This is a genomic window from Marinobacterium sp. xm-d-564 (assembly GCF_013283345.1).
In the GTDB taxonomy this organism is placed as follows: domain Bacteria; phylum Pseudomonadota; class Gammaproteobacteria; order Pseudomonadales; family Balneatricaceae; genus Marinobacterium_E.
Genome location: NZ_WBYO01000002.1, coordinates 163457 through 178276 on the forward strand (window position 1 = coordinate 163457; position 14820 = coordinate 178276).

Consider the following 14820-nt stretch of genomic DNA (forward strand, 5'->3'; position numbering starts at 1 on the left):
CCATGTCTAAGCTCAATTTCGATAACAGCTATGCCCGTTTACCCTCTCACTGGTATCAGTCGGTCTCTGTCACTCCGTTAAAGAACACTCATCTAATCAGCTTCAATGCACCACTGGCTCAATCATTAGGGCTAAACCCCTGTGAATGGGCGCCCAGTCAGTTGGTGAATACCTTTACTACTGAGCAGGGCCCTGAGGGTGCTGAACCTTTGGCCATGAAATACACCGGCCACCAGTTCGGAGTCTATAACCCAGATCTCGGTGATGGGCGTGGTATCTTGCTCGGCGAGCATCTGGACCCTACTGGCGATCGATGGGATTTCCATCTTAAAGGGGCGGGTAAAACCGCCTATTCGCGCTTTGCTGATGGTAAAGCGGTGCTTCGTTCCAGTATTCGCGAGTACCTTGTCAGTGAAGCGATGTTTGGTCTGGGAATTCCCACCACACGTGCGCTGGCTATTTTTGGCAGTGAGGAGTTTACCCTACGAAATGGTGCAGAACCCTGTGCTCAAGTGCTTAGGGTGACACCTTGTCATATACGTTTTGGCCACTTTGAGTACTTCTACTATTCAGGGCAGCATGAGGACCTGAAACAGCTTGCCGATTACGTTATCGATCGTTACTACCCTGACGCGAAACAGGCTGAAAACCCCTACCTGTTCATGTATCAACAGGTGGTTGAGCGCAGTGCCTACCTGGTTGCTCAGTGGCAGAGTTACGGGTTTGTTCATGCCGTCATGAACACCGACAATATGTCGATCATAGGAGAGACCTTTGACTATGGTCCGTTTACCTTTATGGATCGATATGAGCCGGACCACATCGCTAATAAGAACGATGACAGAGGCCGATACGCGTTCAGTAATCAACCGAGCATCATGCAGTGGAATCTTGCGGCCTTAGCTCAGGCGTTAATCCCTCTGATAGATAAATCCAACTTGGAGGCTCAACTCGAGAGATTCTCAACGCTCTATTTTGATGCCTATTACACTAAGCTCTCTCAGCGATTGGCACTACCGAATCCAGGGGTCACCCACAAAGCACTAATTGATGAGATGCTCACGTTGTTAGAAAAACAGCAGGGTGATCTCAATCGTTTTATTCTGGCTTTAACAAATCTAGAAAAGGGCGACGCTTTGGGTGCCGAAGTAGAGAGCCCCGAATCCTATTCAGAGTGGTTAAGCCGATTCTATGCAGTACGTCACTCAGAAGATGAGCAACTAAGATCACGTCTGGATTACGCAAAAACCTTAAACCCTGTCTATATTTTACGTAACTACATGTGTGAAGAGGCGATTCGCGACGCTCACCAAGGTGACTATCAACGCGTGAATCATCTGCTTGCCATGGTTCGTGAACCAACTAAGTACTATGCGCCACTGGCAGACTATGCAGATGCTCCACCGAAATGGGCAGAGGGGATTTTCTTAACCTGCTCGTCATAGCGACCTCAAGCGCACAGTACTTCTAATTATGACAGGAGAATCTGGTGCGCAATTTACTGCTGGCATTTGATGGCACTTGGCAAAAAACCGATTCAGATTTGAGTGATGGCGATCAAAACAGCCATGTTGTGCGGTTGGTTGAGGCTCTTCACAATTCAGACACAGATATTCCACAAAAGGTTCATTATCTCCCTGGAGTAGGCACTTCAGCCTGGCAACAGATTCGAGGAGGCATCTTTGGTTGGGGACTCTCTGACAAGATAGCCGAAGCCTATTTATGGTTGATGGAGCACTACCAAACGGGCGATCGGGTCTACCTGGTCGGCTACAGTCGTGGGGCGTTTGCAGCGAGAAGCCTGTCAGGTCTTATTGATCGATTGGGTCTGCTTAGATTGGAGCATCTAGAGCAATTCGATTCCTGCTACCAGCTCTACAGACGCGGCACCCGTCGTGAACAAAATCGATTCAAAGCCCAGTTTGCCACCCCGATACAGATTGAGGCGATTGCCGTTTGGGATACCGTCGGGTCGTTGGGCATTCCATTGGGTAGCTTTAAACAGTTAAACCACTATTTGTGGGGCTTTCATGACACACGCTTAGCTTCCAATGTGAAGCGGGGCTTTCAAGCACTAGCCATTGATGAGCATCGTGCAGATTTCATACCGACACTCTGGTCACCCAAGCTTGAAGAGAATCAGATCGTTGAGCAAAGATGGTTTGCCGGATCGCATGGGGATGTTGGCGGAGGGACAGACTCAACGCTCTCAACCCACTCTTGCCAATGGATATGCGAGTCACTGATTCACTCGGGTCTGAAGCTGGATGCTGAGTCTGTGAAGACTCAAACCTCTAACTTTGAACTGCCTCACGACTCCTATGATCTGTTTTTGGGTGGGCTGTATGACTGGTTTAGCGATCGCCATTGGCGTCCAATAGGTACTTGTCAGAATCGCTTTGAGACGATCGATTCGAGTGTGTTTGAGTTAATGAACAACACCAGTTACCGTCCCAAAAATCGAGTAGGGCCCCATCTGACTTCCCCTATCTCTCACCAATTGTGTGAAATTGATCATCTATATCAGTTTCAGGCTTGTTTTCTCGACGGGGAAGAGGGGATACTGAACGCTTCTTAGATTTCAAGGAATGAGTGTGAAAGTTTGGGTTGATGCGGATGCGTGTCCTGTGGTGATTAGAGATATTCTCATCAAGGCAGCACTCAATCGAAAAGTAGAGATGGAGTTCGTTGCAAACCACTTCTATCAGTTACCTAATTCCCCCTATTTAAACTGGCGTCGAGTCCCTCAGGGTGCCGATCAGGCTGATCAAGAGATCGTTGATCGAGTGACCGCTGGTGATCTTGTCATCGCTACAGATCTGCCGTTGGCTAATGATCTGATCGATAAAGGGGCTCGCGTACTTACCCATCGTGGCGAGGCCTTAACGAAAGAGAACATCAAAGCGCGCCTCAATCTGCGTGACTTCTACGAAACCATGCGCGCTAGCGGTATTCAGTCTGGTGGCCAATCGGGTATGAGTCAGGCAGATCGTCGTGAGTTTGCCAACGCGTTGGATCGCGCCTTAACGGCAGCACAGCGTCAAGTGAAGCAAGGAGGCAATGCATGAACTCATTGTTAGAGATGCTGATCTCACTCAATCTGGACCTGGTCGCATTGATCTGGTTTTTGTTCTGTTTTAACGGCTATTTCATCTACGCTAAGCGAGCCAGTTATCGTGTTACCTGTCTGGCTAGCCTAATGCACCTCTATCGTAAGGAGTGGATGCGCGCGGCGCTGGATCGTGAGGTGAGGGTGGCTGATACCACAACGATCACCAATCTTGAGCGCGGTGTCACCTTCTTTGCCAGCACCACCATGCTGATTTTGGCCGGCCTTCTGACCCTGCTCTCTCGCTCTGATATGGCGATCGACCTTCTGTCTGAACTGCCGTTCACAGAGCCGATGACTCGACTGCAATGGGACCTGCGCATCATCGTGCTGATGGTGATGTTTGTATACGCCTTCTTTAAGTTCACCTGGTCTATTCGCCAGTATGGATTTGTCTCGGTCATGATTGGTGGCGGCCCCAACCCCAAAGAGAATGCCGATCCACGGACTCTCGATATGCACGCAGAACGCTCGGCTCGCATGGCCAGTATGGCGGCAAATAACTTTAATGCCGGCCTACGAACCTACTACTTTGCCATCGCAGTGCTAGGGTGGATGGTCAATACCTGGCTCTTTATGTTCTTGTGTGCAGTGGTTGTCTGGATTCTCTATCGTCGTGAATTCAGCTCTTCGACGCTAAGAACCTTAATGATGAGTACTGATATCAACGCCAAGGGTTGAAATTAGATCGGCATCCCCCATATCTGATGGAGTGTTAATCAGTAACTTGGGAATTCAGGTCTAAGCTATGACAACCGAAACGAAACAAGAAACTCTTGGCTTTCAAACCGAAGTGAAACAGCTGCTGCAGCTGATGATTCACTCTCTATACTCTAATAAAGAGATCTTCCTACGTGAATTGATCTCCAACGCTTCAGATGCGGCTGAAAAGCTACGCTTTGAAGCCTTGTCTAACGCCGACCTCTACGAAAACGATGGTGAACTGCGTATTCGCGTCTCTGCTGATGAAGAGAACAATACCATTACCATCGAAGATAACGGCATCGGTATGTCGCGCGATGAGGTCATTGAGCACCTAGGTACCATCGCTAAATCAGGTACCGCTAGCTTCCTGCAAAATCTGACCGGCGATGCTGCAAAAGATTCACAACTGATCGGTCAGTTTGGTGTCGGTTTCTACTCGGCCTTTATTGTGGCTGATCAGGTTGATCTATACACCCGTCGTGCTGGTCTAGACGCGGCAGAGGGTGTTCACTGGTCCTCTAAGGGTGAAGGCGAGTTCGATATCGCAACCATCGACAAGCCCGAGCGTGGCACGCGTATCGTCATGACTCTGAAAGAGGATGCGAAAGAGTTTGCCAGCGATTGGCGCCTTCGCTCTCTAGTCACCAAATACTCAGATCACATCGCGATGCCTGTGCAGATGGAGAAACAGCCCATGCCGGCAGAGGGTGATGAGGAGTCATCAAAGGATGCGCCTGAGATCGAAACGGTTAACAGCGCAACGGCATTGTGGACTAAGAACAAGTCAGAGGTGACCGAGGAGGAGTACAAAAACTTCTACCAGCACGTCTCTCATGATTTCCAGGAGCCAATTAGCTGGGCCCACAACCGCGTTGAGGGTAACTTAGAGTACACCAGTCTTCTCTACCTACCGTCCAAAGCACCGTATGATCTTTGGAACCGTGAAGCACCTAAAGGGCTTAAGCTCTACATTCAGCGTGTCTTTATCATGGATCAAGCGGATCAGTTCTTGCCGCTCTACCTGCGCTTCATTAAAGGTGTCGTTGATTCGAAAAACCTATCACTAAACGTCTCTCGTGAGATTCTTCAGAAAGATCCAAACGTTGATAAGCTGAAGTCCGCTCTGACTAAGCGAAGCCTCGATATGATCGAGAAGTTCGCTAAGAAGGATGCCGAGAAGTACCTAGAGTTCTGGAAAGAGTTTGGTCAGGTCTTGAAAGAGGGCCCTGCGGAAGATCATGCGAATCGTGAGCGCATTCTTAAGCTAATGCGTTTTGCATCGACCGAGAACAGCAACGGCGATCAGAACGTCAGCCTAGACAGCTACATAGAGCGTATGGGCGAAGATCAAGAGAAGATCTACTACCTAGTCGCCGATAACTACAACGCGGCTAAAGCGAGCCCACATCTAGAGATCTTCCGTAAGAAGGGCATTGAAGTGCTGCTTCTGACTGATCGCATTGATGAGTGGATGATGAGCCACTTGATGGACTACTCAGGCAAGTCGTTCCAAGACGTCACCAAAGGCGAGTTGAAACTGGATGGTGAAGAGTCTGAAGAGAGCAAAAAAGCTCAAGAGGAGCAGAACGAGCAGTACGCGTCATTGATTGAACGTCTTGGCGGTGTATTTACCGACCGTGTCGACTCTGTCCGTGTCTCACAGCGTCTAACCGACTCCCCAGCCTGTCTGGTACTCGGTGATTACGATATGGGTCTACAGATGCGTCGTATCATGGAAGCGGCTGGCCAAGCGGTTCCAGAGACTAAACCCGTCTTTGAGTTCAACGCAGAGCACCCACTGATCGGTAAGCTTGATCAAGAGTCTGATGAAGATCGTTTTGCCGATCTGGCAATGATTCTATTGGATCAAGCTCAACTAGCGACAGGTGGTCAGCTTGAAGACCCAGCAGCTTACACAGCTCGCCTGAACAAACTGCTGTTAGAGTTGAGTGCTTAAACACTCCACTTGAAGCAAAAAGGCCTGACACTGTCAGGCCTTTTTTGTTCGCGGCCTTTTCAAGACCGCTCCAACAAAATTAGGCACAGTTGGAGCGGTCTTGAAAAGGCCGCGATTACTATTTCAGGTGACTGGCCTTCAGCCTGTCATCCGCTGTCAACTTTACTGTTTATCTGGAAAACGCTTAAAGAGTGGATGTCAGGCTAAAGCCAGACACCGGTGCTGAGAGTTGGGTCAGACCAAAGGTCAGACCCGCAGCTGCGTAGCCAGTTTAACACTCTGGTGTCTGACCTAAGGTCTGACACCGCTGTTAACCGTTTGCCTTAGCCTTACGAAATAGATCGACACTGAACACGATCAGCCCCACCCAAATAAAAGCAAAGCTGATAAAACGATCGATGCCGAAGGCTTCGTTCAAAATGAACACAGCGCTAAGGAACTGCATGATCGGGGCGATGTAGTTAAGAAAGCCCACGGTACCAAACGGAAGTTTTCTGGCGGCAGAGGCAAACAGAATCAGTGGCACAGCGGTCATAACACCGGCACCGATTAACTCCCAAGTGAATGCACCGAAATGATCAACACCCTGGGTGGTTAGCAAGCTCAGGTAGATCAATGCGATCGGCAACATGATTAAGGTCTCAATCAACAATCCGCTGACTGAGTCGACCGCTATCTGCTTACGCACGACGCCGTAAAAGCCGAACAGCAGGGAGAGGCTAACAGCGATCCATGGGAACTCGCCAATGGCGACTATCTGCCATAAGACCCCGACAGAGGCGAAGAAGACCGAAGTTTTTTGTAGCCTGTTGAGTTGCTCTTTAAAAAAGATCAGCCCCAACAACACCGCAACCAGAGGCGACAGAAAATACCCCAGACTGGCCGCGATCACTTGGCCACTACCTACCGCCCAGATATAGATCCACCAGTTACCACTGATGAGCAGTGATGAAATGGTTAACCAGAACAGCGTCTTTTTGGACGTTAACATCGTCCAGGTGGAACGGATTTTTCTCTGCAGAAGAATCAGCAAGCCAACAAAGAGCACACACCAGACAATTCGGTGTGCTAGTACCTCGTCGGCGGGTACCTCGGCGAGTAGGGTGAAGTAGAGTCCAAAGCAACCCCAGATTAGATAGGCTAGGGTGCCTTGGAAGAGTCCTTGTCGATACTCTTTGTGTGAGTCCTGTTGTGACGCTATTGATTGGTTCAAGCGTCTAGCTCGACCATATCAGGGTGCGATTTGAGTGCGTCGATCAATGCATCCATCTCAGCATCGGTACCAATGGTGATGCGAAGGAAGTTCGCGATCTCAGGGCGACTGAAGTGGCGAACTAACACCCCTTTAGTACGTAAATAGCCCATCAACTCACTCCCCTCAATAAACCGGTGCTCGGCAAAGAGGAAGTTGGTTGCTGATGGAAGTATGTTGAAACCTAGCTTTTCAAGGCGATCACGAGTGGTCTCGCGCGTTGCGATGATTTTGTCACACATCTCCTTGAAGTAGGCGCTGTCTTTCAATGAGGCAACACCAGCAGCGATCGCGAGCATATCCATAGGGTAGCTGTTGAATGAGTTTTTAACTCGATTTAAACCGTCGATCAGATGGGGTTGTGCGACGGCATAACCAATGCGCAAACCAGCAAGTGAGCGCGACTTAGAGAAGGTCTGTGTCACTACTAGGTTAGGGTATTGATTCACTAGCTCAATGGCCGATTCGCCACCAAAATCGACGTACGCTTCATCCACCAATACCACCGTTTCAGTGTTGCGATCGAGTAGGTTTTTGATCTGCTTTAACGGCAGAGCTAACCCAGTAGGAGCATTCGGGTTGGCAAAAATGATACCGCCATTATCCAGTGGGTAATCCTCTAAAGAGATTGAGAAATCATCATTAAGTTTTTGATTCTTAATCTCAATTCCATATAGATCAGCATAAACATCGTAGAAGCTGTAAGTGATGTCTGGTTTAACCAGTGGCTTCTCTTGACGGAAGAACGCCATAAACGCATGAGCCAACACTTCGTCTGAGCCATTACCGACAAATAGATTTTCGTTAGGCACACCCAGAGTGGTTGAAAGCTCATTGATGAGCGCAGAAGACTCAGGGTCTGGATAGAGGCGTAAACGATCGGTCTCAAACGCGGTTAACACTTCCTGAACCCCATGAGCAGGGGGGTAAGGATTCTCATTGGTGTTGAGTTTAACTAAGTTGGCAACCTTAGGTTGTTCACCGGGTGTATAAGGAACGAGATCATGGATCTGCGGGCTCCAAAACTTACTCATAACGAAACCTTACAAATGGATAAATTTGAGCTGAGATAGTATCAGAAGCGAAGTAGGGAAAGAAGAAGAGGTCGACCGGTGTCAGCTATTGATACTGCCACCGGTCGGGTGTGCCGAACTTGCCCTCAATAATTAAGGTCAACTTCAGTCAACTCCATATAAACAAAGTTAAACTTTGACCACAACCTTTTTTATTAAGACTTAGGTGGTACGGGGAGCCTAGTAAAGTTCGTCGTAAGCGTCACGTAACTGACTGGCGAGAACGCGATCCTCCATAATATCTTCGATCTGACGTCTGCGCTTAGCATTGTATCTGGATCGGTTACGTTGGCTCTCTTGCTCTTCGAATTGATCATTCCAATCGTCGAGGTCTTCGATCTTTTCATCGACACGGACTTTGCTGCCCATCTCTTAATCTCACTCTATAAAATTGATCGCTCAGTTCTGACGCTAGTCACGGTCGAGGGTTACCGTTAATGCGGAATATAGTTCATGCTTAGAATTTTGAGAAAATTAATTTTTTCAATCTAATTTCAAGAAAAATCGATATTTTAACTATCTATAAAGTTGACCTAATTAAGAGCCTGAGCGAGGATCGCTTTTTTACGAGAAGTGAATGCATGCACCTTTTTAGACTCTCACTGCCGGTTCTGTTTGGCTACCTTCCACTTGGGATGGCCTTTGGCGTGCTGTTTGTCACCGAGTTGGGGTTGGATTGGTATTGGGCCGTCGCGTTCAGCGTCATTGTGTTTGCCGGCTCTGCCCAGTTTTTATCAGTGGGTTTGATTGCCAACCATGCAGGGCTGTTCGAAGTGTTTGTAGCCGTTTTCCTACTGAACAGCCGCCACATCTTCTATGGCCTGACACTGCTATCTTCACTAAATCTTACTGGGTGGCGTAAGGCCTACATGGTCTTTGCATTGACTGATGAGACCTTCTCACTGATAACCGGGCTGCCAAAAGAGAGCGGTCTGCAGCAGCAAGATTATTGGCGCTTGGCAGGCATCAATCAGAGCTACTGGGTTTTCGGTACATTGATTGGTGCTCTATTGGGCGCTCAACTGACACTGCCCGATTTAGGTTTGGAGATAGTGCTGCCGGCACTGTTCGTGGTACTGGCCGTTGAACAGTATCGAACGCGTAGAGCGGCAGGTTTGATGTTGATAGCCTGTTTGATAGGGCTCATCGCCATTTGGCTTTGGCAAGATCAGATGCTGTTGCTATCGATCACTACCGCACTGGTTCTAATGTTAATTAACTACTTGAGGCAGCGATGGACCAGTCACTCTATCTAATCAGCTTTATAGCATTAGCTGCTCTGGCAACGGTGGCAACGCGTGCACTACCCTTTCTCTTTCTATCGCGTCACAGTCAGCACCCACTACTGGAGTATCTGGGTCGCTATCTGCCACCGGTTTTGATGGTTCTGTTGGTGGTATATGCGGTCTCTGATCTGCCGATGGCCAATCAACAGTGGGTAATCAGTCTGGGGAGCTTAATGGTGGTGGCCGTGACTCAGTGGTTAAGCAAAAATGCACTACTCAGCATTGCGCTGGGCAGCCTGTTGTACATGATGTTGATTTAAATACCGCAGTACATTCCGTGCAGAGTGCTGATAATTCGTTGTGCACGATCGCCTTCAAGTGAGTAGTAGATCGTTTGCGAATCGCGACGAGTTTTAACTAGGCCATCACGACGCAGCACTGCGAGGTGTTGTGATAGGGCGGACTGGCTAAGATCTAAATGCTCGTTTAGCTCGGTGACAGAGAGCTCTTTACCTTCCAAGTAGCAAAGAATCATTAAGCGACTACCGTTCGCGAGTGCCTTCATCAAACGCGCGGCCTCTTTTGAGTTTTCACGCATTAGCTCTAATGTGTCTGCGGGTAGGCGTTGTGTATCTGTCATAGTTGAACTCGGTAATGATCGGTCCCCAAAGGGATGTGAATTTGCTTAATTAGCAGTTTTGAATATAACGACTTGATGGGGGTTTGTAAATTTTTATTATCCTATCGCATCGTTTAATCGCCCTTAATTGCGCTGAGTCAGGCTCATTTCGACAGTTAACGCTATACTGCAATTAATCGCATAGTAGAGTGCAGGAGAGTACTTATGTTCCAACGAGTCCTGGTCACCAATGAAGAGTCACACTACTCCCCGCAGCCACTGTTAAAAGCATCGGCACTCTGTGCAGAGTCGTCTCATATTGAGTGGTTTCAGTCGGTCTATAACGCTGCGTTTGAAACGGCGACGGCGGAAGATCAACCATCACAAGAGGATGCATTGGCACTCTATGTGACGCACAGGCTCAACCAAGCTGAGCGGCACATCGAAGAGTTAGACCTACCACAGGATGTAGCGGCTGATATTCGTTGGCACCCTAGCTTTCTTAAAGCGGCACTAGAAGAGTCAGATCGTTACCAGCCTGACTTGATGGTGGTACCCCGTGTCAGAAAACATGATCTGTTGGATTGGCTAATCGGTGGCGATGAGCAAGAGTTGGTGCGTCGTCTCCATGAACCGGTTCTGCTAGCCAATGATCAACCCTGGCAGGCCCACCCAAGGATTGCCGTAGCCATTGATCCGTTCCATCTGGATAGTCGCAATCACAGGTTGGAGAAGCAACTGCTTGAGGTGGCTGATCAGTTTGCACAACGGCTGTCAGCTGAGCTTCATGTCGTTCACTGTTTTCAAACACTTCCACAGAGCGTCATCTATGATGAGCATTTAGTGGAAGATTTTGAGTCGCTTCAAAAACAGGTGGGTGAGGAGCATCGTCAAAGAATTGAATCGTTGATTGAACCTCTAAACCGTCCATTGGGTTCGCCACTGCTTAAATTGATTGTGGGGGATGCGGATGAAAAATTGCCTGAGTTCTGTCAGCAAGAGAAGATCGATCTGTTGATTCTGGGCGCACCCGAAAAAGGGTGGGTGGAGCGCTTCTTAATGGGCAGCACCACCGCACGTCTTTTAAATAGAATAGAGTCCGATATTTTGGTTATTCACGATCAATAAAGTATTTAAAGATCGAACTTAGCCCAGACTGGTGCATGGTCAGAGGGTTTTTCCATACCGCGAATATCAAGATCGATGCCGGTCTCCACGCACTTTTGCATTAGAGGTTTGGTCGGCATGATCGCATCGATACGCAGACCCCGTTTAGGCGTATCTTCAAACCCGCGACTGCGGTAATCGAACCAACTAAACAGGTCGTTGGTCTCTGGATGTTGCTCACGGAATGAGTCAACCAGTCCCCAGTCATACAGGCGCTGTAACCACTCACGCTCCTCGGGTTGGAAGCTGGTTTTACCGGTTTTAAGCCAGCGAAGACGGTTGGGTTCACCAATGCCGATATCCTTATCGGTCGCAGAGATGTTCAAATCCCCCATCACCAGTAGATTGCTGTTGGGGTCATTATCATTTTGTAGGTAGTCACTGAGATCAGCGTAGAATTTGCGTTTAGCGGGGTATTTTGTCTCGTGAGCTATGTTCTCGCCTTGCGGGAAATAGCCGTTAATGACACGCAGTGTCTCGCCCTTGGCTGTTTTGAAATCCCCGATGATCATACGACGTTGAGCATCCTCATCATCGGTGACAAACCCTTTTTGAATCGATAAAGCCGGCTCTTTGGAGAGAAGGCAAACCCCGTAGTGGGTCTTTTGACCATGGAAATAGGCGTGGTAACCCAGCTTCTCCATCTCTTCAATCGGGAACTGATCATCATGCACCTTGGTCTCTTGAATACCGATGACATCGGGCGAGTGGCTATCCACCAAAGCCTGCAACTGATGAAAACGCGCACGAATGCCATTGGTATTAAACGAGACAACAAACATAACAACCTCCAAAGTCTAGTGGCTTGGATGCTACCGAAAATGGGGGAGGGTTAAAAGAATAACCCTGTTATTGTTGGAGCCTTATCAAAGATGAGGCGATCTTTTCGGTGACTGGCTTCAGCCTGTCATCCGCAAGTATGCTTTACTACTTACCTGGAAAACGCTGAGATAGTGGATGTCAGGCTGAAGGCCAGACACCGGTGCCAATAGCCCTACTCAATCACATCATTTGCGCTTCTTAATTGGATGCAGCCTCTCACACAGGGTAAGCTTAAGTGATTGAATATTAATGATCTCAGATAGGTAGAGCATGAGCGGTTACGATTACGATCTTTTTGTTATTGGTGCAGGGTCTGGTGGTGTGCGTGCGGCGCGTATGGCGGCGGCGAAAGGGGTTAGAGTGGCCGTGGCAGAGGATCTCCATTTGGGTGGTACCTGTGTCAACGTCGGTTGTGTTCCTAAAAAACTCTACGTCTATGCATCGGAGTACATGCAAGAGATCGAAGAGGGGCGCGGCTTTGGTGTCAATGCCGACTCCGTCAGCTTTGATTGGGCGACACTGCGTGACAACAAAAAGCACGAGATCGCTCGCCTTAATGGCATCTACGGTAAATTGTTGGATAACTCGGGTTGTACCCGCATTAATGGACGCGCAACGGTTACAGGCCCTAATTCAGTCAGCGTGAATGGTGAGACGATTACGGCTGAGCGTATCTTGGTGGCTGTCGGTGGTTGGCCATTTGTGCCCGATATTCCCGGTAAAGAGCACGCCATCACATCAAACGAAGTCTTTGATCTAGACAGCTTCCCACAACGCGTCATGGTGGTCGGTGGCGGTTACATTGCCATTGAGTTCGCCGGTATTTTTGCCGGTCTGCAAGCGCAAACGGAACTGGTCTACCGAGGCGATCTATTCTTGCGCGGTTTCGATCAAGAGGTTCGTGAGTTCACGGCAACTGAAGTGGCTCGCAAAGGCATTAAATTAAGCTTTAATACCGATGTCGCCAGCATTGAGAAACGTTCTGATGGTGCACTCGATGTGACCCTGTCTAACGGTGAAGTCCGTGTTGTTGATCAGATTCTGTACGCCACAGGTCGTGTGCCTAAAACGGCCAACCTTGGACTCGAATCAGCCGGCGTTGCGATGAATAGCAAAGGTGCTATTGAGGTTAATGATCATTTCCAAAGCTCAGTGCCATCAATTTACGCCTTGGGTGATGTGATCGATCGTGTTCAGTTAACGCCCGTCGCGCTCGCTGAAGCGATGTCGTTGGTTGATCACCTCTATGGCAGCGGTGAGGGCGAACTGCCTAACTATGAGTTAATCCCAACGGCGGTCTTTTGCCAGCCTAATATTGGCACCTTGGGTTTAACGGAAGAGCAGGCGCGTGAACGCTTCGATAGCGTGGATATTTACGTCTCTGATTTCAGAGCGATGCGCCACACCATCTCGGGTAGTGAAGAGCGTACGTTGATGAAACTGATCGTGGAGTCTGCCACTGACAAAATCGTGGGCATTCATATGGTCGGCGCGGATGCTGGTGAAATCTTGCAAGGTCTTGCTGTTGCGGTTATTGCTGGTGCTACTAAGCGTGATTTCGATCGAACGATCGGCATCCACCCAACGGCTGCTGAAGAGTTTGTCACAATGAGGCAGAAAACCCGTTAACCATTAAAGCCACTGGTATCGGTGTGTTCAATGGCCGATACCAGTGTGTTACTTCTTATTGCGCAACAACCAACACCTCTAGATGGTGAAGCCAACTGTGTTTACTTAACGTCTCTTTAAGCGCCTGCTTCAATTGGCTGGGCGTCAGTGCTTTCTCATCTAACAACGGCTGCATAGCCGGTAGTAGACGAATCTCTAAATCAACCTTCTTCGGTGAGTAGTAGAGCTGCAGCTGATATCCACTACTACTGCCAACGGCATCATTCAATGCAGTATCAACGGCTTCTCGAATGGTGCCACGAGTCGGCATGATCGGACAGCTCAACTCATCTAAATGCTCATCATTGTAGGTATCGATGTGGAAGATCACTTGGCTGATCTCCGGAAACGCCTCGGTCAACGCGCAGACCGCTTGGTCCCCTAAATAGTGGCCTTCGCTGGCGCTCAAATGTGGTGCAACCTGAAGGTGCATCTCTAGAATGATCTGGCTTCCCATGGGACGTGATTTGAAGTCGTGAACGTTAATGATGCCTTCAACCTCATTTACAACAGCACGAAACTCGGCGGCTTGCTCCTCGGGTAGGGCGGTATCAACCAACTCCGTAAGACTGCGTTTAACCAGTCCCCAACCGATCTTAGTGACTAGGCCTGCTACCAATACTGCCGCCACTGCATCAAGCCAAACCCAACCGAGCATGGCCCCAATGAGTGCAACGAACACCACAATCGATGACAGCGCATCAGTGCGTGAGTGCCAGGCGTTCGCAATCAATAGATCCGATTTAAGGCGCTTGCCCACCGCAAGGCTATAACGGAAGATCCACTCCTTAGAGATGATCGAGATAGCAGCAACAACCAGAGCCGGCCAGGTAGGCACCTCGGCAGGGACACCTGAGAATAGATTGCTGATTAACTCGTAGGCCATACCAAGACCCACCAGAATCAAGACAACACCCAGCGCCGTGGTACCCACCGTCTCAAAACGACCATGCCCCCAAGGGTGATCTTCGTCGGGTTCTTGATGAGAAATGCGTAGAACCGCAATCACCATAAAATCGGTGGCAAGATCTGAGAGAGAATGAACACCGTCAGCAATCAGGGCAGCCGAGTTGGCAAAAAAACCAACCACAATTTTAGTCACCCCTAAAAAGAGGTCGACGGCTGAACCAATGAGTGTGACTTTTTCGGCCTCTTTACGGCGGGTATCCAATTCGTTTTGCATGAAAGCTCCCAGAGTTAACTCTGATAAGGATAAGTGACT

General features: G+C 49.0%; 15 protein-coding genes. 9 read left to right on the top strand and 6 right to left on the bottom strand.

All coding sequences use genetic code 11. From position 1 onward, the window contains the following. The first annotated feature begins 2 nt into the window (after window positions 1-2). The 5 genes from XMD564_RS03075 to htpG all read left to right on the top strand — a co-directional run bounded on the left by XMD564_RS03075 (window position 3) and on the right by htpG (window position 5771). Entirely contained in the window at window positions 3-1445 is a 1443-nt protein-coding gene (locus XMD564_RS03075) for a YdiU family protein (RefSeq protein ID WP_173507778.1), read from the top strand. A gap of 44 nt (window positions 1446-1489) precedes the next feature. Next, window positions 1490-2578 (top strand): DUF2235 domain-containing protein, encoded by a 1089-nt coding sequence (locus tag XMD564_RS03080; RefSeq protein ID WP_173507779.1) that lies wholly within the window; start codon window positions 1490-1492, stop codon window positions 2576-2578. 10 nt (window positions 2579-2588) lie between these two features. Continuing rightward, window positions 2589-3068 carry a YaiI/YqxD family protein gene (locus tag XMD564_RS03085; RefSeq protein ID WP_217363657.1) on the top strand — a complete coding sequence of 160 codons (480 nt, stop codon included), beginning with the start codon at window positions 2589-2591 and terminating at the stop codon, window positions 3066-3068. After that, window positions 3065-3790 carry a DUF599 domain-containing protein gene (locus XMD564_RS03090; RefSeq protein ID WP_173481502.1) on the top strand — a complete coding sequence of 242 codons (726 nt, stop codon included), beginning with the start codon at window positions 3065-3067 and terminating at the stop codon, window positions 3788-3790. Before XMD564_RS03085 ends, XMD564_RS03090 begins: the two co-directional genes overlap by 4 nt. Window positions 3791-3857: 67 nt before the next feature. Continuing rightward, a complete protein-coding gene (gene htpG, locus XMD564_RS03095; protein WP_173481501.1) occupies window positions 3858-5771 on the top strand; it encodes a molecular chaperone HtpG in 1914 nt (637 codons plus the stop codon). Between the two features lie 310 nt (window positions 5772-6081). Here htpG and rarD read toward each other — a convergent pair whose 3' ends face one another. The 3 genes from rarD to XMD564_RS03110 form a co-directional block, all read right to left on the bottom strand. Next, window positions 6082-6984, bottom strand: coding sequence for an EamA family transporter RarD (gene rarD / locus XMD564_RS03100; RefSeq protein WP_173507780.1), 903 nt, complete (start codon window positions 6982-6984; stop codon window positions 6082-6084). Then, window positions 6981-8057 (bottom strand): histidinol-phosphate transaminase, encoded by a 1077-nt coding sequence (gene hisC, locus XMD564_RS03105; protein ID WP_173507781.1) that lies wholly within the window; start codon window positions 8055-8057, stop codon window positions 6981-6983. The genes rarD and hisC overlap by 4 nt, the downstream gene beginning before the upstream one ends. 219 nt (window positions 8058-8276) lie before the next feature. After that, window positions 8277-8465, bottom strand: a complete 189-nt coding sequence (locus XMD564_RS03110; RefSeq protein WP_173482303.1) for a PA3496 family putative envelope integrity protein — start codon at window positions 8463-8465, stop codon at window positions 8277-8279. Between the two features lie 212 nt (window positions 8466-8677). On the opposite strand from XMD564_RS03110, the gene XMD564_RS03115 reads away from it, so the two are divergent. Both XMD564_RS03115 and XMD564_RS03120 read left to right on the top strand, forming a co-directional pair. Beyond that, complete coding sequence (locus XMD564_RS03115) at window positions 8678-9352, top strand: AzlC family ABC transporter permease (RefSeq protein WP_173507782.1); 675 nt, start codon at window positions 8678-8680, stop codon at window positions 9350-9352. Beyond that, entirely contained in the window at window positions 9331-9642 is a 312-nt protein-coding gene (locus XMD564_RS03120) for a branched-chain amino acid transporter permease (RefSeq protein ID WP_173507783.1), read from the top strand. The genes XMD564_RS03115 and XMD564_RS03120 overlap by 22 nt, the downstream gene beginning before the upstream one ends. On the opposite strand, the gene XMD564_RS03125 is transcribed toward XMD564_RS03120, so the two are convergent. After that, window positions 9639-9962, bottom strand: coding sequence for a metalloregulator ArsR/SmtB family transcription factor (locus XMD564_RS03125; protein WP_254442871.1), 324 nt, complete (start codon window positions 9960-9962; stop codon window positions 9639-9641). The two genes, XMD564_RS03120 and XMD564_RS03125, sit on opposite strands and share 4 nt — an antisense overlap. A 204-nt stretch (window positions 9963-10166) precedes the next feature. On the opposite strand from XMD564_RS03125, the gene XMD564_RS03130 reads away from it, so the two are divergent. Beyond that, window positions 10167-11069: a universal stress protein gene (locus tag XMD564_RS03130; protein WP_173488949.1), complete on the top strand. Its 903-nt coding sequence runs from the start codon at window positions 10167-10169 to the stop codon at window positions 11067-11069. Between the two features lie 5 nt (window positions 11070-11074). Here the strand turns inward: XMD564_RS03130 and xthA are convergent, their stop codons facing one another. Continuing rightward, on the bottom strand, window positions 11075-11890 hold the full coding sequence (xthA, locus tag XMD564_RS03135; protein WP_173488948.1) for an exodeoxyribonuclease III: 816 nt from the start codon (window positions 11888-11890) through the stop codon (window positions 11075-11077). A 310-nt stretch (window positions 11891-12200) separates the two neighbouring features. Here xthA and gorA point away from each other — a divergent pair, with 310 nt between their 5' ends. After that, a complete protein-coding gene (gene gorA / locus XMD564_RS03140; RefSeq protein ID WP_173507784.1) occupies window positions 12201-13559 on the top strand; it encodes a glutathione-disulfide reductase in 1359 nt (452 codons plus the stop codon). A gap of 55 nt (window positions 13560-13614) precedes the next feature. Here the strand turns inward: gorA and XMD564_RS03145 are convergent, their stop codons facing one another. After that, on the bottom strand, window positions 13615-14781 hold the full coding sequence (locus tag XMD564_RS03145) for a cation diffusion facilitator family transporter (RefSeq protein WP_173507785.1): 1167 nt from the start codon (window positions 14779-14781) through the stop codon (window positions 13615-13617). Window positions 14782-14820 lie beyond the last annotated feature (39 nt).

What these genes read in the sequence shown, in the direction of transcription:
- gorA (WP_173507784.1), top strand. Translation starts at nt 12,201, where the DNA reads ATGAGCGGTTACGATTACGATCTTTTTGTTATTGGTGCAGGGTCTGGT.
- XMD564_RS03085 (WP_217363657.1), top strand. Translation starts at nt 2,589, where the DNA reads ATGAGTGTGAAAGTTTGGGTTGATGCGGATGCGTGTCCTGTGGTGATT.
- xthA (WP_173488948.1), bottom strand. Translation starts at nt 11,890, where the DNA reads ATGTTTGTTGTCTCGTTTAATACCAATGGCATTCGTGCGCGTTTTCAT.
- XMD564_RS03075 (WP_173507778.1), top strand. Translation starts at nt 3, where the DNA reads ATGTCTAAGCTCAATTTCGATAACAGCTATGCCCGTTTACCCTCTCAC.
- XMD564_RS03125 (WP_254442871.1), bottom strand. Translation starts at nt 9,962, where the DNA reads ATGACAGATACACAACGCCTACCCGCAGACACATTAGAGCTAATGCGT.
- htpG (WP_173481501.1), top strand. Translation starts at nt 3,858, where the DNA reads ATGACAACCGAAACGAAACAAGAAACTCTTGGCTTTCAAACCGAAGTG.
- XMD564_RS03110 (WP_173482303.1), bottom strand. Translation starts at nt 8,465, where the DNA reads ATGGGCAGCAAAGTCCGTGTCGATGAAAAGATCGAAGACCTCGACGAT.
- XMD564_RS03115 (WP_173507782.1), top strand. Translation starts at nt 8,678, where the DNA reads ATGCACCTTTTTAGACTCTCACTGCCGGTTCTGTTTGGCTACCTTCCA.
- hisC (WP_173507781.1), bottom strand. Translation starts at nt 8,057, where the DNA reads ATGAGTAAGTTTTGGAGCCCGCAGATCCATGATCTCGTTCCTTATACA.
- XMD564_RS03145 (WP_173507785.1), bottom strand. Translation starts at nt 14,781, where the DNA reads ATGCAAAACGAATTGGATACCCGCCGTAAAGAGGCCGAAAAAGTCACA.
- XMD564_RS03120 (WP_173507783.1), top strand. Translation starts at nt 9,331, where the DNA reads ATGGACCAGTCACTCTATCTAATCAGCTTTATAGCATTAGCTGCTCTG.
- XMD564_RS03090 (WP_173481502.1), top strand. Translation starts at nt 3,065, where the DNA reads ATGAACTCATTGTTAGAGATGCTGATCTCACTCAATCTGGACCTGGTC.
- XMD564_RS03130 (WP_173488949.1), top strand. Translation starts at nt 10,167, where the DNA reads ATGTTCCAACGAGTCCTGGTCACCAATGAAGAGTCACACTACTCCCCG.